Here is an 18342-nt window from a genome sequence, read left to right as displayed (position 1 = left end):
TCCGGCGGGTGTTGCTGCAGGTACTTGCAGCGTTCGATGTAGGTCGTCGACAGGGCGTCAGCGGGGCTGGCCTTCAGCGCTTCCTGGAAATTGGCAATGCCCTTTTCCCAGTTGCCAGCGCGGTACTGCCGCACGCCTTCGTTGAAGTAATTGACGTTGTCCATCAGGTTGGGAAACGTCTGTTCGTTGTGATAGTCGAGCACTTCGTAAACACCTACCGGCTTGGTCTTGCCCTTGACGACAACAAGGTCGACGTCACGGATGCGATAAGTGCCGCGCAGTTTTGCCTTGGTAAACTCGCTTATCAGTATTCGTGCCGAATACTGCTTGCAGGCGCTTTCCAGCCGCGCCGCCAGGTTTACACCGTCGCCGATCATCGTGTAATCCATGCGTTTGGGCGAGCCAATGTTGCCTGAAACGACGGTGCCGGTGTTCAGGCCGACGCCGTGATCCAGCGGGTCCAGGCCCTGCTCAACGCGGGTGACGTTCCATTCCCACAGCTCGACGATCATTGCGATGGCGGCACGCACGGCGCGGTCTTCATCGTCGTTGTGCGGTACCGGAATGCCAAAGCCGGCCATGATGGCGTCGCCGATAAACTTGTCCAGCATGCCGCCTTCGCGGGTGATGCAGTCCACCATGATGGTGAAGTATTCATTCAGCATCTGCACCGTACCCTGCGGGCCAAGCGCCTCGGTGATGGTGGTAAAGCTGCGAATGTCAGAAAAAAGCACCGTGATCTCGGAGCTCTTGCCACCGAGTATGTCTTCACCCGAACCCATCAGCTGATCGGCCACGCCCGGATCCATGTAGCGGGCCATGGTCGATTTCATGCGTTTTTCGGAGCTGATATCTTCGATCAGCACCATTGCCCCGAGGTTTTCGTTGTTCGAGCTCATCAGGGGCAGCACGCTGACGTTGGCCGAAATGGTGTTGTCGTTGAACTGCAGCTCTGCGTCCATCACGATGTCGGATTGCTGTGACTCTTCCACCGACAGCACCTTGTCCCAGATCCAGGCGTTGGCATCGACAAAAAAGTCAGGCGCCTGCACATTGATCACGTCCTGTTCGGTAACGCCCAGTATGGTCAGGCCGGCGTCGTTGCAGGTGACGATCTTGCCCTCGCCGTCGATGGTGATTACGCCGTTCGACATACTGTGCAGCATGCCCTCGCTGTAATCTTTCATGTTCTGGATGTCTTCGAACAGCTTGGCATTCTCCAGCGCGATCGATACCTGCGCGGTAAACGCCTTCAGGCGGGTTTCATCGGCCTTTGTGAATGGCCCACCGCGCTTGTTCAGTATCTGCGTTACACCAATACGCTTGCCATCCTTGTTGATTACCGGCACGCACAGGATAGAGCGGGTGAAATAACCGGTCTTCTTGTCAAACGAAGGGTCAAATCGCAGATCGGCATAGGCATGCGGGATATGAATAGTCTCGCCGCTGGTGAATACAGCGCCGGCGATGCCGGCGGTGTTTGGCAGCCGGATCTCGCCGATCGAGTCGCCCATGGCCACGCGCGAAAACAGCTCGCCGGTTTTTTCGTCGTTAAGGAAAAGCGTCGAGCGTTCAGCCTGCAGCATACGCGTGGCCTCAGTCATCACGCGATTCAGCAGGGGGCCCAGTTCCAGCTCCGACGTGATGTCGGCTACCAGGTCGAGAAATTCCATCTCTTTCTGGCGAGTCTTCTTGACGTGCTCAACAAACTGGGAGCTCTGCAGTGCAACCGATGCCTGGGTGGTGATTGCTTCCAGCAGCACCAGGTCGTCCTCGCTGAATGCGCCGTTTTTCTTGTTGAGTATCTGGGAGACGCCAATCACTTCGCCACGCATGGTTTTCAGCGGCGCACACAGAATCGTTTCGGTTTTGAAGCCGGTTTGCGCGTCGACGTTGCGGTTAAAGCGCGGATCGTCGTAGGGATTCTCAATTATTTCCCCGACGCCGCTACTGAATACGGCGCCGGCTATTCCTGACGTATTCAGCACCCGGATCTCGCGCGAAAGTTCACCCTGCGCTACACGCGAGTAAAGCTCACCGGTATCCGGGTCATTAAGGAATAAGGATCCGCGCTCGGCATCCAGTTCCTCAGTGGCAATGTCAATCAGGGTTGTCAATACGTCATCGAGATTTTCGATGGCGGCAACCCGCCGTGATACATCCAGCAGCATCTCCGCCTGACGCAGTTTCTTGCCGGCACGCTGCAGCATGATGTCTTTATCGGCGGCGGTCCCGGCTTGGCCTTCGACCTGTGCTGATTTCTTCTGCTTTCGGGATTCCCGATCCATGACTCAACCTGCCTGCTGTAGTTTTTCTCGAAGGGCGATGATGGTTTGCTTCAAATGAGCTATTTCTTCCTGCGCGACGCGTTGTTGCTCGCGCAATTCGTCGTCTTTAATAACTTCGAGGCGCTGCAATTCGTCGCGCAGCTGCGCAGCCATCTGTTGCAGCTGCGAGATCTCGAGGTCGGCTTCGGTGCGCAAGGCAGTCAGCCCGGCACGCTTGTCAGCATTAAGAGCGTCGAGCTGGTCACGCAGTGCCAGTATCGCCGACTGTTGCTGTTTTGATTCCTTATTGTGCCTGGCCGCTTGCGCCTGGATGTTTTGCAGCATCTCCTGCTGCAGGCTTTCCAGCCGGTCGCGTAAAGAGGCGGCCGTTTGCTTCAGCTGGGTTTTTTCCATGTTGGCAGACTGCAGCTTCTCCTGCGCATCCTTCTGCTCGCGGTGTCGTACCTGTTCCAGCTGGCTACGCTGGGCAGAGATTGTTGCCTTGAGTTGTTTTATTTCGCTGGCCGCTTCGGCAACGGCATGCTGTATACGTTCCTGGCCGCCAGCTTCCATTGATTCCAGCTGCCTGCGCAGTGCGGCAATGGTTTCTTTCAACTGTCGCGCATCAATCGGCGACGAGTGTGATGAGTCCGGCGCAAGTCCGGTTGTTTGTTTATCGACACACATGAAAACGTTCCGGCAATGCCCTGATTATAGTCACTCAGAGTGCCACCTGAACGGCGTGGCAAGGAGCCATACCAATGACCGGTGCAAAAATCAGAAGTGGAAGCCGCGTTTGCGCAGGCGCGCGTCGGCGTGCTCCAGCAGGCGTCGGCATTCCTGGGCACCATGTTCACTTATGCAGTGTGCCTGCAGATAGTCCCGCAGCAGGAATAGCTCATGCAACAGGTGATAAGTGTGTTTGTCGCCGTATCCGAGCAAGGCATAGTTTTCCTTCCTGAGGGCAAGCACCTGGTCTGGCCGTGTCAGGTCCACGCCGGTTGCGATCGCAAGCCGGCCAATGCGCTTTTCCAGCGCATAGAACTCGGCATCGTAGTCTTCCAGCTCGCTCATGGCTTGACGGCTCTTCCCCAGCCACAGATTGTACCGCCGCAGGGGCCGGGCTTCGAGTCAGTATGAAGAGCTGCCGCCACCAGCAGGCCATGCGCAACAAGGACTGCGCACCCGACAGGTGCGTTAAAGCCGCCTGCTGGCTGCCGCGGCACTAATGGCTGGTTTGCCGCCAGCGATCCAGCGTAGTGGTTGACTTGGTCCTGCGGCCCGGCGCCGAAGCCTGGTTTGAGGTAAGAGACTATCTGGTCGCATGAGGGAAACTTTGGAAACGACGCTGGCATCGGCCAGTCCAGAAATTCGTAAGATTCCCTCGGCAGTTGCAGCCGTAACGAATGGTAGCCGTTCTCCCAAACTCCACCGAGTGAACCCTTACGCTCCAGAACCTCGCAATCAAAGCCTTCTTCCAGGAACGACTTGGCGGTTATGAGGCCCGCTACACCCGCCCCGATGATGCCAATTTTTCTAACATCGGTTGCCATTGGTCAAAGCTTAGTTGAAAAAAAAGACCAGGCCAGTGCTCAAACCGCTTGAAGACCGGCCTTTTTCCGCCATCCTGAGGCCTCGGGGGCATCGTTACGGGGGCGGCTCGGACGCTCCGGCACCTGGCTGAGCGCTGCGCTCAAGGCTCACCAGGAAACGGCCGGGCTCGCCGCGGAGTGTGGTGGTCCAGGTCGCCGAGTGTGCGTTGTTTAGTGGTACGATTCTGTCCAGGGCGTAGCGGGGATCGTCCCGGGATAAAAGGAATAAGTGCTCAGGAGAGTAGCAACCGCGCTGTGTATATTGCTCGCGCTGGCGAGCTGTGAGGACCCGGCCGCACCAGTGGAGCGAATAAACAGCGGTCCTCTGGTCGTTGGCGTCCTGCCGGACCAGTCACGCGAACAGCTTATCGGCCAGTATCAGCCGCTGATCGAATACCTCAATCAGGTAACCGGTCTGGAGCTTGCACTTATAATCCACTCGAGCTACGCGGAACTTCTGGAAAGTTTCATTCAGGGTGAACTCGATCTCGCCTGGTTTGGCGGGCTCACATTTGTCGAGGCTTCGGCATCGGTTGGCGCTGTTCCATTGGTAATGCGAGACACCGACCTGCGTTTCACCAGCTACTACATCGTTGCGGCGGCCGCGCAGGGCGAGACTGTTGCGGACTTCGCCGGCAAGCGCTTTTCCTTTGGCCCGCGACTGTCAACTTCCGGTCACCTGATGCCGCGTTACTTTTTGCTGCAGGATGGCATTTCGCCGGAATCGTTCTTCGCCAGCGTGGAGTACAGTCTGGCGCATGACAAGAGTGCTGCGAAAGTTAGTTCCGGGGTCGTGGATATCGCTGTGGCCAACAGCGTCATTATCGACAGCATGTTTGCTGACGGACGTCTTTCGGCTGATGCGGTCAGGATTCTGCAGACCACGCCACCATTTCCGGACTATGTCTGGGCCACCAGCACGGCAGTAGCCGGGCCGGTGCGCGAAACGTTGCGCGATGCGTTCCTGGCTCTCGACCGGACGCAGGAAAGCCACGCAGCGATACTTGCCAGGCTTCGGGCCAGCGGCTTTCTCCCGGCCCACGACCGTGATTTTGACGAGGTACGCGCTGCAGCCGAAGCGCTGGAGCCCGGCAGAATGAAGACCTCGCGGTGAGCAGGCTGCCGGAAAGCTACGAGCGGATCATCCGCTATGCGTACACGCTTGTCGCGGTTCTCACTATCACTGCGCTGGCGACGCTTGGTTTCTTCTATATCGACGCGGCTGCTACCCGAAAAAACCAGCAACGTATGCAGGAATTTCATCTGCCGGTAGTAGCGTTAATCGTCGAACTCGAGGAAAAAGTGGAGGATATCGCCCGCATAGTCACCGACTCGGCAGGCATCCATTCCGGCAAGACGGCAGGCTTGCTATACGAGATCGAAGCCGACCTCGCCGAACTGCACGAACTGCATCACGCGGCAGGAGATCATGAAGCTGACCCGGTAACTCAACGTATCGAAAAGCTGTTTGAACGATTCTCGGTTGCGGTCCAGTCCGGCGATGACAACATTGATCTGAGCAAACTCCTCGGTGTGCTGCGGCTGAACGTTCGCCAGCATGGTCGCTTGCATAGCATGGAAGTGGATACGGAAATAGCCCGGGTTACCGCCAGCAGCGAGCGGCGGCTGAGACTACTGAGCTTGCTGATACTGACCATCGGTCTTATCAGCGCGGTTCTGGTTTGGCGCATAGTCGACATGATAAAGAAAACCCTGCGCGGGCATATCGAGATGGAGCACGAGCTGCGTGAAACCGAGCATCGTGTGCAGCAAATGCAGCGCGTCGAAGCACTGGGCCAGCTGGTCGGGGGCGTAGCGCACGATTTCAATAATCTGCTTACAGCGATTCAGGGCAATACCGAACTGCTGCTCAACTCGCTGCCTGAAGAACACCAGTTCGAGGCGAAGGAAATCGAAAAGTCGGCTGAGCGGGCTGCTTCCCTGACGCGCCGTTTGCTGGCTTTCGCCCGGCGCCAGCCAATGGATTTTCAATCGGTTGACCTCAATCAGCTGGTGCAGGGCATGGAGCAGATGTTGCGCCGCTTGATAGGTGAACAGATTGAGCTGGTGGCGTTGTGCAGCGACGATGCGGCGGTAGTGCATACCGACCCGGCACAACTGGAGCAGGTAATCATGAATCTTGTGATCAATGCGCGTGATGCCATGCCCGACGGTGGCAAGTTGACTATCACTGTGGCTGAAGCGGGCGGTGAACGCTGGGCTGTCACCGTCGCCGATACCGGTATCGGTATGGACAGCGATGTGCAGGAAAAGATGTTCGAACCGTTCTTTACTACCAAGGGCCGACGCCGGGGTACTGGCCTGGGCTTATCCAGCGCCCACGGAATAGTGAAGAAAAGCGGTGGTGAATTTCGGGTTCGGAGTGAGCCCGGCAAAGGAACCGAGATCACCATTTTGCTGCCAGCAGAGGGCAGCAGGCAGCCGGAAGATGACGTAACGCCCCGCTCGCAGCCAGCCCGCGGCGATGAAACCATCCTGCTGGTGGAAGACGAACAGCAAATCCGTCGGCTGACCGCTGGAGCGCTTGGTCGACTGGGGTACAAGGTGATTAGCGCTGCCGACGGACACGAGGCATTGAGAATCAGTGGCGAGTATCCGGAACGAATCCACCTGATTCTTTCTGATGTCATCATGCCGGGACTCAATGGCCGCGAACTCGTGGATGCCATACTCCGTCACCGGCCGTCGATGCGGGTCATATTCATGTCCGGCTACACCGAAGACGTCGTGCTCCAAAGTGGCGTCACGGGCATCGATTATCCGCTGGTGCAAAAGCCATTTGTTATCGCTGACCTGGCCGTGCTAATACGGGAAACGCTCGCACAGCCATTGTCGGTCGCCAACGCCTGAAGCGGTAGCGAACCCTCCGGCTACAGGCGTGTTTTTCGCGGTCGTTCGTGTATCGCGCTGTGCCATAATCTCGATCATTTCACGCCTGCCGGAGCCGGATGAATGAACCTCACGCCAGAATTACAGGCACTCCTGATAAACATCGCAACTATTTCTGGCGAAGTGCTTGCTCTGATCGCCGTCTTTGTCATCCTCAATTTCATTGTCGGGCGTGTAACGGCAGTGATCGTTGCAACGCCCGCTCTGGCTGGCGCTGGCGGCATCGCCGGCCTGTTGCAAAAGAACCTGCGACGACTGCTGATTTTTCTGGCTGTAATCGGCTCGCTGGCAATCGTCGGTATTAATCTTTACTGGATGTATCTCGGTCACTATTTGCCTGACCACAGTGTGGAGTTGTTTCGCAGCATTCCACGTGAATTCTGGGTAACTACCGCCATGGCGGCCGCCAAGGCTGCTGCTCTGGTTGTGTTGGCTGCCGTGCTGCTGCGTTACCTGCGTCGCCTGGTCGCGTTTCTGTGCGGCAAGGCTAAAAACCTGGACAACCTGCGCGCCAACGACGAGGCAATCGAGAAGCTTTTTGGCAGCCTGCAGCTGACCATCACCGTCAGCGTCTGGCTGACGGTTTTTGCCGTTGCCGCAGCATGGCTGGGTTTGCCCGCAGCTGTACCGGCTGCAATCCTGCTGACATTGCGGATATTCCTGATTATCTCGGTCGGCGTGCTGATCTGGCGGGCGGTTGGTGCCCTGGTCGACAGTGTCGATGCGGTCGGCAAATCCTATGTCGCGAGGACACGTTTTACTGATACCTATGATCGTCTGCGGCCGCTGGTTCCCGTGTTACGCCGCAGTATCGAATACGTAGTTATGGTCACGGTCGCAACGCTGGTAATTATGCAGGTCGAGGCCATTGCCAATCTTGCTGAATGGGGCCCGCGCGTAATCCAGGTAATCGGCATTGTCTTCATGGCGCGCGTCGTCAAAGAGCTCGCAGTGTTTCTGCTGGAAGAAACAATGCTCCGCGCAGCCGGGTTAACACCGCAGCAAAAGCAACGTCGTGCCACCCTGGTACCACTGTTTGGCAGTATCGTCACCTATGCAATTTATTTTATTGCCGGCGTGATGATACTAAAGATCTTCGGTATCGATCCCACGCCGATCCTCGCCGGTGCAGGTATTGCCGGGCTGGCAGTTGGACTTGGTGCCCAGAACCTGATCAACGATATGGTGTCGGGCTTTTTTATACTGTTTGAAGAACACTTTCTGGTCGGTGACTTCGTGCGTATCGAGGAGGCCGAGGGGCGAGTCGAATCCATAGACTTACGTACCACCCGGATTCGTGATAACGCTGGCCGCCACCATATTATCCGTAATGGCCAGATCAACGATCTCATACACTACTCCAAGGAATTTACTAACGCGGTAGTCGAGGTTGGAGTGGCATACGAGTCAGATCTCAATAAGGTGTTTGAGGTGCTGAAAAACACCGGCAAGCAGCTGCAGGCAGAAAATGACATGGTGCTGGAGCCGACTTCAGTGAAGGGGCTGGATAACTTCGGCGAGTCGGACATGATGATTCGCACCGTTACCCGTGTGAAACCGGGGTGTCACCTGCCGGTGGAACGCGACCTGCGTAAACGCATCAAGGATGCATTTGATGCCAACGACATAGAGATCCCGTACGCGCGCCGGGTACTGATCAACAAGAGCGAGCCGTCGGCAGCGCCGGCGTAAGGTGTTTTTTTCGCCGGTGGGCGAAATACCACGGCGTGTATCAGGGAAAACCCCCGGTGTTCTGTCGTAAACGGGCTGCTACACTGCCGCCGAATGTTCTTCGGCCAGGTTTTTCAGATGCTCATGATTCGTTTTGCCCTGTCGGCACTGTTTCTGCTCGTTTTCTCCGGTTGCAGCCAGGAAGAAACCTGGGCGGTGCAGGTCGGTGGCGCCAATGTCGATTCGGTGTTCGGTATAGCCGGGCTGGAGGATGGCCGCGCCTGTATTACCGGCACTTTCATCGCTACCGCGGATTTTGGCACCAGGGCGCGGCCGCTGACTCTGGATTCGGGTGGATACAGCGACATATTCGTGTCCTGTTACCGCGCAGACGGCACGCCGGAGTATGTCACGCACTTCGGTGTAACGCAGAAGAACGATCAACCCCGGGCAATTACGGCCTTGCCGGGAGGAGATGTCGCTGTTACCGGCTTTTTCTCCAAGACCCTGGGCACCGAACCGGGGCCGGTATTGCAGGCACCGGGCCGTGCCAATGCCGATATCTTCCTGGCACGTGTCGATGCGAACGGGAACACCGTGTGGGCCCGGCGCTTTGGTGGCACGAAAGCCGATTCCGGTCGCGCCCTCGCGACGGATGGCGACGGTAATTTACTGCTGGCCGGCACGTTCCAGGATGTCATTCCATACACAGAGAACGGCGTTGGCCACAAGCTGGCAAGCGCAGGATCACGCGATGCATTCCTGTTCAAACTCAGTGCCGACGGCGACATTATCTGGGCACGCCGGTTTGGCGGCAGCGCCAGCGACGAGGCTTTCGCCGTGACGGCGACCGACAACGGCACCATTGTCATGGCAGGAATATTTGCCGGCGAGGCGTCGTCCGGAGATCTGCCGGCGCGAAAATCAGCCGGCTATAACGATATTTTCGTGCAGGCGTTTTCTGCTGACGGCGTGCCCCTGTGGACTCGTACATTGGGGGGCGCAGGGCAGGAATACGTGGGCGGGTTGACCGCAACCGGTGACGGCGGCGTCTGGCTGGCCGGCAGTTTCCAGCAGGAAATGGTTCTGCCCGGTGGCGGGCAGCTCGTCAGCGAGGGAAGCACGGACGCATTCATCGTGTACTTTAACTCCGACGGCAATCTGCAGCGCGCTTCGAGTTTTGGTGGCGCGGAAGTGGAACTGGTTTACGGCATAACAGCTGCAGCAGATGGTTCGCTGTGGCTTGCCGGTCATTTCCAGGGCGAGGCAGACCTGGCTCCCGGCTCCGCGACGTCCGTTTACCGGGCTTCAGGCACGGCCGATACCGAAGGTTTTGTGCTGGCGCTCGATAGCGATGGTAATCATCGCGATGCTTTGTTGCTCGCCGGCGATGACGTGGCGATTGCCAATGGCATTACGGTCAGTGCCGGCGGTGCGGTTATTGCGACGGGGATCTTTGGCAAGGACATGCAGATCGGTTCGGGCGATAAGCTGACATCGCGTGGCAAGAGTGATGTGTTCGTCCTGCGAACCAGCCTCTGATCAGCCTTGGTTCTGAGGGTTTTCCCTCAGTCGCACTGAGGGTTAACACCAATAACATCGGGCGGCCTTCGGGCGGAAGATTGTAAAAATTTCTTTCGCCTCACCGGGGGGCAAATCGATGAGAAACAAAATTCTTTCCGCCGGCATTACGGCACTTCTATTCGCGCATAGTTCCATCGCATCGGATGCAGTTCCGTCAAGTGGCATGGTTTCACTCGGCAGCCCTGTTAACTGGGCCAGCAGCACCGGACCATTCACGCCAAACCCGCTTGACGGCTGTGGCAACCCTGCCAACTGCGACAACTTTGATCTGACCATCGTTCCACCCGCCGGTGTGAACTACACCGTTACGATCGAACTGAATGGCACAACACAGGCAGAAGACTGGGACATGGAAGCCTGGCAGGGCGCCACGCAGGTTGGCAGTTCCGGCAATGCCGGCACGCCGGAGTTCATTACGTTGAGTAACCCGGTCGGCACCATCCGTGTGGCCGCCAACCCGTTTGCCGGTGCGTTGACGTACACCGCCACCGCGACGCTGGAAGTCAATAACACCGGCGGCAACCCCGGCGAGGAGCAGGTAGAGTTTTACGTTTATCGCGACCCGGGCAACAGCGAGGGTGGCGAGCCCAGCGGCGGCGTCAACTGGCAGAGCGAGCCACCCGATGGTTCACTCGGTGGCGACAATGGTGGCGACATCATGTTTGTATCCAGCCTGACCACGCTCAGGGTGCGCCCAAATGACTGCACTGCGCCAGCGAGCTATCTGTCCGGTGGAGCCTGGGAAGATATCAGCGTGCCTACCCATGTCGTTTCACTCGACCCGATCGGTTTTGTCGACCCGATTACCGGTCGCATGTTCTCCGACCAGCTGGCAGTAAAGAGCTCCCTGCTTGGTTTTTCTGACAACAATGGTGATGCCTGGACGTTGAGCCAGGGCTCGCCCTTCAACCCGGGTGTTGATCACCAGACATTGGGCGGCGGTCGTCTGGCCGAGCCGCTCTATTCCACGCTCAATGGTAACAACCCGCTGTACAACGATTTTGCTCATGCGGTCTATTACGCATCGCAGGACGTCGCGGTCGCGCAGGCCGGTATCTCGCTGGATGGCGGGCAGACCTTTGGTGCCGCTGTGCCAATGTGGACGCTGGCGGAGTGCTCGGGCCTGCACGGCCACGTGAAAGTGGCGCCAAACGACGGTACCGCCTACGTGCCAAACAAGTCCTGCGGTGGCGAGCAGGGTATGGCTGTCAGTACCGATAACGGCGCCACCTGGGATATCGTTACCGCACCCGACTCGGGTACCGGCGAATGGGACCCCTCGATCGGTGTCGGTGCCAACGGCACCGTGTACTTCGGCATGGACAGCGGTGGTTCACCGCTGGTCGACGTGTACAACCCGGTTAGTGGTACCTGGATGGGCGTGCAGAACGTTGCCCCCGAAGTTAAAACGACAGCATTTTCAACCATGGTGGCAGGTGACGATGACCGTGCCGCCTTTTCATTCCTTGGTACTACCACGCCGGGCGCGCTGGGCACGTCCAACCAGCCGAATACCGAATGGTCGCTGTATGTCTCAATGACCTTTGACGGCGGCGTCAACTGGACCACTACAAATGTCACTGAAGACCAGGGTGAGCCGCCGGTACAACGCGGGGTGATTTGCGACCAGGGCACAACCTGCGCTTCGAACCGCAACCTGCTCGACTTCAATGACCTGCAGATGGACAAGCGCGGCCGTCCGGTGGCGATGTATGCCATCGGCTGCACCGGCGCATGCGAAACATCGACGTCAATCACCCAGAACGCGCGCGCGGCAATTGCCCGCCTGAAGAGCCCGAAGGGGTTATTCAGTGCCTACGACGGCACGCTGCCACGTCGTCCGGACTGGCCGCTCACCACGGCTGTCGATACTGGCGCCGACGTGGAAATCAGCTGGCAGGAACCGGGTGACGGTGGCTCGCCGATACTCGACTACCAGATCCGCAAGAACGGCGCGGTGCTCGCGACCGTCGGACCGGCGTTCACTTCGTATACCGATGTTGGCGCTGGTGGCACCGATACCTATGAAATACTGGCGCGCAACGCCGAGGGTCTGAGCGTATTGAAACCATCCTGCAACAACGGAGTCATCCCGGGTGTCGATGACGATCCGACAACTTCGCCCTGCGATCGTGACGGCCTTACTATACTTACGGACAAGGCTGGCGACATTATCGTTGCCGGTAACCCGCTGGCGCCCAACGCAGCCGCACTCGATGTGCGCCGTCTGGGAATTGCTCAAAACGAAGAGATCTGGGGCGTCGGAAATGTAGCTTTCGTGCTCGACGTGCAAAGCACCGACACGCTGCCACCGAATGCGGCATGGCCGATCCAGTTCAATGGCAGCGGTGGTGGCGATCCGTCGGCACCCGACCGCTGGGTTCGCATGGATACGCAAGCCGGTGCGCCACGCTTCAGCTATGGTACGGGCAGTATCGACCCGGTGACCAACCCAGGCGCGCTGGCCGATTCCCGCAGCATGGTCGGCAACAACCAGATCATCGTCGTGGTGCCGGCGTCTCACCTCGACGCTGCTGTCGGCCAGTTTGCCCAGCACTTTATGATCCGCGTGCGTGAAAACCTGGTCGCGCTGACGATCACGCCAGACAACATGCCCGACAGCCTTAGTGGTGAAGGTACGTACACCCGCGTGAATTTCCCGACTTTCTGCGCGATGAACAACCTGCCGGATCTGCTGCCGGACGTCGCCGACACCATCGCCTGTCACCCGGTTACCATCAACGTGCTGGCCAATGACAGCGACATCGAGGACGGCGCTGGTGAGAATCTCGATCTAACCGGTGTCAGCGCCGCGCTGATGGGCACCGCCGTGATCATTAATGACGGCGGCGTGGAGAAGGTGCACTACATCCCGAACCCGGGCTTTGTTGGCGTCGAAAACCTCACCTATACCGCAGTCGACAGCGATGGCGGCAGTTCGACCGGTGATATCACTATCACGGTGACCGGAACGCCTGACGATGATAACGACGGCGTGATGAACTCATGCGATAACTGCCTGTTGTTGGAAAATCCTGATCAGTGCAACACCAATGCAGAGCAGGACAAGTTCGGTAACCTGTGTGACACGGACCTGGACAACAACAACATCACCAATACGTTTGACCTGGCAATCCTGAGGGAAAACTTTGGTCAGACTGGCGAGAACGATGCGGATTTCGACTGCAACGGAATCGTCAACACCTTCGACCTGACAATCATGCGCGAGCAGTTTGGGCTGGCGCCCGGACCGTCCGGTCTGCCGGACGAGCTGTAAGCGTCTTAACGACTGCTATTGCAGTAAGAAGGCCCCGCATGACGCGGGGCCTTTTTTTTTGCGGTAGCGCCTGCGACCTGACTAGGGGTCACCCGACAGCAGCGCGCGCATTTCAGCCAGCGCCTGGTTGCCACGGTCACGCTGCTCTTCGCAGATAATTTCAGTCCCGACGTTTGGCAATACCCACTCGAGGCGGTCCTGCGGCAATTCATCGAGAAAACGGCTGGGCTCGCGGGCGGCACTCTCGCCGTAACGTCGGCGCTCGGCGGCATAGGTAATTACAAGCTGCCGTTTCGCGCGGGTAATACCGACGTAGGCCAGGCGCCGTTCCTCATCAACACCAGGTCCCTCGAGATTCTGGTGATGCGGCAGCAGGCCTTCCTCGAATCCGACCAGGTGCACGTGATCGAATTCCAGGCCCTTGGCCGCGTGCAGCGTCATCAGCCTCACTTGCCCGCCATCAGGCTCATCATCTTCGCGTTGCTCGGCAAGGCTCAATTGCGCCAGTAACTCTGCCAGCGAAATATCGGGATTGGCTTTTGCAATACGCCGCACCCAATCGAGTAAGGCCTCGACGTTGTCGACGCGCCGCTCGGCCAGCTGTGCATCCTTGCTGCTGCGTCGCAGCCAACCGACGTAGTCGATTTCTTCAACCAGCTCTTGTGCAATTTGCCCCAGCGCGCCGCGTTCAGCGGCTTCGGTGTAGCCGTCGATCAGCTCGGCGAAGCGTCTCGTTATGGACAGGCTGCGACCGGGCAGCACGCTGGCGGCATCATCGTGACGGATTGCGGCCAGCAGGCTGCAATTCTGTTTGGCAGACAGGCCGGTCAGGTTCTCGAGGGTGGTTGCGCCAATTTCCCGGCGCGGCTTATTGACGATACGCAGGAAGGCCGTGTCGTTATCCGGGTTTGCGACCAGGCGCAGGTAGGCCATGACGTCGCGCACCTCGGTGCGATCAAAAAACGACCGGCCGCCACTGAGGTGGTAAGGAATGCGCCGCAGGCGCAATGCCTGCTCGAACAGCCGCGCCTGATGGTTACCGCGATACAACACGGCACAATCACCGTAGTTGCCGCGACCATCCAGCCGCCACATAAACAGGTCAGTTACGACACGCTCGACCTCAGCATGCTCATCGGCAAGTGCTATCACCTTGATATTCTCGCCGGGCCCGTTTGCGCTCCACAGTTTTTTGTCGAACAGGTGCTGGTTGTTTGCGATCAGGTGATTGGCTGTGGCCAGGATATTGCCGCTGGAGCGGTAGTTCTGCTCCAGCTTGACGACCTCCAGCTGAGGATAGTCCTGTGCCAGCTGATTGAGATTTTCCGGATTCGCACCGCGCCACGTATAAATCGACTGATCGTCGTCACCCACCACGGTAAAGCGACCTTCGGTTCCGGCAAGCAATCGCAGCAGCTGGTACTGGGCCAGGTTGGTATCCTGGTATTCATCGGCCAGCAGGTAACGGATGCGCTCCTGCCATGCGGCCAGCACCTCCGGGTTGTCCTGGAACAGCGCTACCGGCTGCAGGATAAGGTCGTCGAAATCCACGCCATTATAGGCTTTGAGGCTGCGCTGATAGGCGGCATAGAGTCGTGCTGTTCCGGCCTCCAGTGCATCCTCAGCACATTTCAGCGCATGGGCGGGGCCGATAAGCGCGCTTTTCCAGCCAGATATTGTCCACTGTGCCTGCTCTGTTGCGGCGTCATCGCCGTCACGCTTTTGCAGTTCCTGCAACAGCGCCAGCGAATCTGCCGCATCGAAAATCGAGAAACCTTGCCGGTAACCAAGCTGATCGTATTCACGGCGCAGAATATTCAGCCCCAGCGTATGGAATGTGGAAACACGCAACTCGGATACGGCGCTTTCACCCAGCAGCGCCGCAACCCGCTCGCGCATTTCTTTCGCAGCCTTGTTTGTAAAAGTTACCGCAGCGATGTTATCTGGCGATATGCCGCCATTTTTTATGAGATGTGCGATCTTGTGGACGATAACGCGGGTCTTGCCGCTGCCGGCGCCCGCCAACACCAGCAGAGGTGTATCGACATGCGTAACGGCTGCACGCTGGCGTGGATTCAGTGCGGATGAGATTGGCATCCCCTGGTGGGCAGATTCGAAGCGCGCAAAGATACACTATTTTTGTGCCCGGCTCCGGGAGCAATCGCCGCCGCCACGAACGCCGTTGTTCGTTAATAATTGTAAGCTGGGCCAACGGGAAAAATGCGCAGCCCGGTCGCGATGGGATCAACAGGCCGACTACAATCCGGGTGTGCGTGGCTGTGAGAGCAGAGGAAAAAAATGGCAATCCGCCTCTACAATTTACGCGGTGTGCCTGACGACGAAGCCGAAGAAATGCGGCAGTTGTTGCAGGAAACCGATATTGATTTTTATGAAACACCCCCGGGAAACTGGGGCATATCGGCGCCGGCCTTCTGGCTGCGTGACGAAGCGGAACTGGAGCGGGCAAAACGGCTCATTGACAGCTACCAGGCCCAGCGAGCAGCCAGCGCGCAGGAGCAACGACGAAGACTGCAACTGGAAGGGCGACAGCAGACAATATTTGATGCCTTCAAAAATGAACCGCTGAAGATGATCATCTACGTACTGGCCGCCCTCGTCGTGCTGTATCTATCCACCAAGCCGTTTATCGATATGAATTAGCCCGCAGAGTACCCGCGGATTGCTCCGCAGAGTACCGCTCCGCAGAGTACCGGGCACCCGATGTCACTTATACGCAAATAAGCTACGCAAAGTGCCCGGTACCAATGGCGCAAACAAGCTACGCAAAGTGCCCGGTGCCAATGGGCGCCAATCGGTGCAAAGTTCCCGCTACAAATGGTTCGGTATCAAAGCAGCTTTCGCGACTCGATCGTTAAGTTGGCGAGTAGCAACCCGGTAACAAGCGCCATCGCTGTCAGCCCCATCGAAACGCCCGCCTCGATGCCGGACAGTATGTCGTCGCGAATCATTGCCTCCACCGAGCGGAAGCCGATACTGCCCGGCACAAGCAGCAGCAGGCCCGGCAGCAATGTAATTACTGCCGGTTCGTCGCGCAGTCGGGCGAGCACATTACTGGTGCTTCCCAGGGCCCAGGCTCCGCAGGCTGCGCCAGCGACCGGGCCAGCCAGTTCTGCCGTGTAGCGCGCGCCAAGAAAAGCAATAACACTCGCCAAAAGAATCCACGGAAAGTCTCTGGGCCTTGCACGAAACAAAATAGTAAAACCCGCTGCTGCAAGAGGCAGCCACAACGCCAGGAACCAGGCAGAAAACTGTACCGGCGTACCGCCATCAACGACGATTCCTGCAGCCGACAAAAGCAGCGTTCCGAACGCAACGCCAATACCCATCTGCAAAAACGTCATCAGGGTGCTTACCAGCCGCGAGCTGCCACTGACAACATGACCACTGGCCAATTCATTAATTGCAATAGTGAGTGCCAGGCCGGGCACCAGCACAATGAGCCCGCCGAGTGTCGAAATAAACGGATGCAGCGGCTCCAGAACCAGAGTGGCAAATCCCGAAGTCATTGTCGCGAGGAATGATGCGAGAGCCGGATACGGGCGCGTGAGCCTGGGCCTGCCAAGTGCGGCAACGGCAAGCAAACCCAGAAGTGTCCCTACCACCATCCCGACCACGAGTTCGTTCAGTCCGCCGCCAAACATAGCTGTCGCCGCACCGGACACGATCGTATAGCCAAGTACAGTCAGTGGCTTGATGTAACGCAGAGGAGCTGCGCAGATTGTTTGTACTTCGTCGGCTGCGGTCTCGACGTCGGTTTCTCCGGTACCGGCACGACGCATCACGTCGTTCAGACTCGCAAGTTTTTCCAGATTGGTCTCCCCGGAGTCGACCCGCAGCAGCCTCATTTCCTGCTCGCCCTCGGGACCAATGGACGCCATGATGGATGTCGGCGTGACCAGATACTGACCCTCGACATTCAGCATGGACGATACTTTGTTGATCGCTTCTTCGAGCCGGTGCGTCGGCGTCCCGTAGCGATGCAGCGCAGCGGCCAGCCGCATGAGGAAACGTGCGGATTGATGATGACTGTTCATGGGTGATTCACGCTTGATGAATATCCAATCATACTGGATCAGCCGCTCGTGGCTTCCGCCTGCAGCCCCTTAGCGGCGTCTGACCTGCCGGTGTCAGTCAATGTCGACGAATAGAGACGGCGGGCAGACATCAGACAGTGGGAATTTCTCTGGCAAAAAAAAGGGGCAGCCCGCGTAACCATCGACACGCGCTGCCCCTTTGTTCGTTAATCTCGAATCAAAATAACATGTCAATCTATCGACAGACTAATCGATGGATGACTGCCTTGTGCCGCTACCGGCCGCGATGGGTGAATAGTGTGCAGCACGCACCACCCAGTTTTTGCCTTCCTTTACAAAAACCTCGGTAATTCGTGTCATGTAGTGTGCTACTGGCTCGCTCCCTTTTTCATGGAAGGATCCTTCAGAGTAATACATGGCAACGGCTGATTTGCCTTCGTCAAGAACGACAACCTGAATGTGTTTGGGCGTCAGGGAGAACTGTTCGTATTCACTTATAGGTGCGTCGGCCGCCACGACCTGTGAAAGGCCGCCACTGGACCAAAACTGCAAAGAGCCACGTTTGGAAATTCCGCCATCCTTGTCCCTGAGATTTTTGCGAACAAAAGCATTGCCGTCCAGAATTTCTTTTTTTATTTCATCGACTGTATCAGCCAGAACGGTAGTCGGCTGCAGAAGCAAAGCCGCCAGGACAACTGATACTGCTGTCAATAATGCATAGCTCGAAAATGTATATTCCTTTCCCATGTTCATTCCCCATTAATGGATTGTTAGCGTTAGTTCGACCGGGCAAAAGTTTCCGCGCGGCACGATGCACACTACGCGGTGTTGGGTATAAAAGCACTTAATGGACGGCACCGTTTCTTTCTCGGGTGGTGTGGTCGACCCGACCATGAAATACACTCTCCTGTTAATCTGGTTTCGCGCTATGCTGTTTTCGGAATAAAAAAGCCGCACAAAGTGCGGCTTCAATAAATTGGCGCGCC

General features: G+C 57.6%; 13 protein-coding genes. 6 read left to right on the top strand and 7 right to left on the bottom strand.

Features of this window, described 5'->3' with window-relative positions; all coding sequences use genetic code 11:
• The 4 genes from HKN06_04210 to HKN06_04195 form a co-directional block, all read right to left on the bottom strand.
• On the bottom strand, nucleotides 1–2210 hold a 2210-nt coding region (locus HKN06_04210; GenBank protein NNF60517.1), incomplete at its 3' end, for a GAF domain-containing protein.
• An 81-nt stretch (nucleotides 2211–2291) separates the two neighbouring features.
• The gene (locus tag HKN06_04205; protein NNF60516.1) at nucleotides 2292–2954 is read right to left on the bottom strand and encodes a hypothetical protein; all 663 of its coding nucleotides are present in this window, start codon (nucleotides 2952–2954) and stop codon (nucleotides 2292–2294) included.
• A 90-nt stretch (nucleotides 2955–3044) separates the two neighbouring features.
• The gene (locus HKN06_04200) at nucleotides 3045–3341 is read right to left on the bottom strand and encodes a hypothetical protein (protein ID NNF60515.1); all 297 of its coding nucleotides are present in this window, start codon (nucleotides 3339–3341) and stop codon (nucleotides 3045–3047) included.
• The gene (locus tag HKN06_04195; GenBank protein ID NNF60514.1) at nucleotides 3338–3820 is read right to left on the bottom strand and encodes an NAD(P)-binding protein; all 483 of its coding nucleotides are present in this window, start codon (nucleotides 3818–3820) and stop codon (nucleotides 3338–3340) included. Before HKN06_04195 ends, HKN06_04200 begins: the two co-directional genes overlap by 4 nt.
• Nucleotides 3821–4088: 268 nt before the next feature.
• On the opposite strand from HKN06_04195, the gene phnD reads away from it, so the two are divergent.
• From phnD to HKN06_04170, 5 genes are all read left to right on the top strand, one after another.
• Nucleotides 4089–4973 (top strand): phosphate/phosphite/phosphonate ABC transporter substrate-binding protein, encoded by an 885-nt coding sequence (phnD, locus tag HKN06_04190; protein NNF60513.1) that lies wholly within the window; start codon nucleotides 4089–4091, stop codon nucleotides 4971–4973.
• Nucleotides 4970–6730, top strand: coding sequence for a response regulator (locus HKN06_04185; GenBank protein ID NNF60512.1), 1761 nt, complete (start codon nucleotides 4970–4972; stop codon nucleotides 6728–6730). Before phnD ends, HKN06_04185 begins: the two co-directional genes overlap by 4 nt.
• A 102-nt stretch (nucleotides 6731–6832) precedes the next feature.
• Entirely contained in the window at nucleotides 6833–8461 is a 1629-nt protein-coding gene (locus tag HKN06_04180; GenBank protein NNF60511.1) for a mechanosensitive ion channel family protein, read from the top strand.
• Between the two features lie 123 nt (nucleotides 8462–8584).
• On the top strand, nucleotides 8585–9982 hold the full coding sequence (locus tag HKN06_04175; protein NNF60510.1) for a hypothetical protein: 1398 nt from the start codon (nucleotides 8585–8587) through the stop codon (nucleotides 9980–9982).
• 118 nt (nucleotides 9983–10100) lie between these two features.
• Entirely contained in the window at nucleotides 10101–13301 is a 3201-nt protein-coding gene (locus HKN06_04170; protein ID NNF60509.1) for a hypothetical protein, read from the top strand.
• A gap of 81 nt (nucleotides 13302–13382) precedes the next feature.
• Here the strand turns inward: HKN06_04170 and HKN06_04165 are convergent, their stop codons facing one another.
• Nucleotides 13383–15398, bottom strand: coding sequence for a UvrD-helicase domain-containing protein (locus HKN06_04165; protein NNF60508.1), 2016 nt, complete (start codon nucleotides 15396–15398; stop codon nucleotides 13383–13385).
• Between the two features lie 201 nt (nucleotides 15399–15599).
• Here HKN06_04165 and HKN06_04160 point away from each other — a divergent pair, with 201 nt between their 5' ends.
• A complete protein-coding gene (locus HKN06_04160) occupies nucleotides 15600–15962 on the top strand; it encodes a hypothetical protein (GenBank protein NNF60507.1) in 363 nt (120 codons plus the stop codon).
• A 185-nt stretch (nucleotides 15963–16147) separates the two neighbouring features.
• On the opposite strand, the gene HKN06_04155 is transcribed toward HKN06_04160, so the two are convergent.
• Nucleotides 16148–17356: a threonine/serine exporter family protein gene (locus HKN06_04155; protein ID NNF60506.1), complete on the bottom strand. Its 1209-nt coding sequence runs from the start codon at nucleotides 17354–17356 to the stop codon at nucleotides 16148–16150.
• A gap of 246 nt (nucleotides 17357–17602) precedes the next feature.
• On the bottom strand, nucleotides 17603–18103 hold the full coding sequence (locus HKN06_04150) for a hypothetical protein (GenBank protein ID NNF60505.1): 501 nt from the start codon (nucleotides 18101–18103) through the stop codon (nucleotides 17603–17605).
• Nucleotides 18104–18342: the final 239 nt, after the last annotated feature.

The organism is Gammaproteobacteria bacterium, from assembly GCA_013003425.1.
Taxonomy (GTDB): domain Bacteria; phylum Pseudomonadota; class Gammaproteobacteria; order Steroidobacterales; family JABDKV01; genus JABDJB01.
The sequence above is the reverse complement of the archived record's forward strand: the minus strand, read 5'-3'. Positions and strand labels throughout refer to the sequence as shown.

Bases quoted from the DNA above. Each gene is read 5' to 3' on its own strand.
- HKN06_04205 (NNF60516.1), bottom strand. From the start codon at position 2,954: ATGTGTGTCGATAAACAAACAACCGGACTTGCGCCGGACTCATCACAC.
- HKN06_04200 (NNF60515.1), bottom strand. From the start codon at position 3,341: ATGAGCGAGCTGGAAGACTACGATGCCGAGTTCTATGCGCTGGAAAAG.
- HKN06_04195 (NNF60514.1), bottom strand. From the start codon at position 3,820: ATGGCAACCGATGTTAGAAAAATTGGCATCATCGGGGCGGGTGTAGCG.
- HKN06_04180 (NNF60511.1), top strand. From the start codon at position 6,833: ATGAACCTCACGCCAGAATTACAGGCACTCCTGATAAACATCGCAACT.
- HKN06_04175 (NNF60510.1), top strand. From the start codon at position 8,585: ATGATTCGTTTTGCCCTGTCGGCACTGTTTCTGCTCGTTTTCTCCGGT.
- HKN06_04170 (NNF60509.1), top strand. From the start codon at position 10,101: ATGAGAAACAAAATTCTTTCCGCCGGCATTACGGCACTTCTATTCGCG.
- HKN06_04165 (NNF60508.1), bottom strand. From the start codon at position 15,398: ATGCCAATCTCATCCGCACTGAATCCACGCCAGCGTGCAGCCGTTACG.
- HKN06_04160 (NNF60507.1), top strand. From the start codon at position 15,600: ATGGCAATCCGCCTCTACAATTTACGCGGTGTGCCTGACGACGAAGCC.
- HKN06_04155 (NNF60506.1), bottom strand. From the start codon at position 17,356: ATGAACAGTCATCATCAATCCGCACGTTTCCTCATGCGGCTGGCCGCT.
- HKN06_04150 (NNF60505.1), bottom strand. From the start codon at position 18,103: ATGGGAAAGGAATATACATTTTCGAGCTATGCATTATTGACAGCAGTA.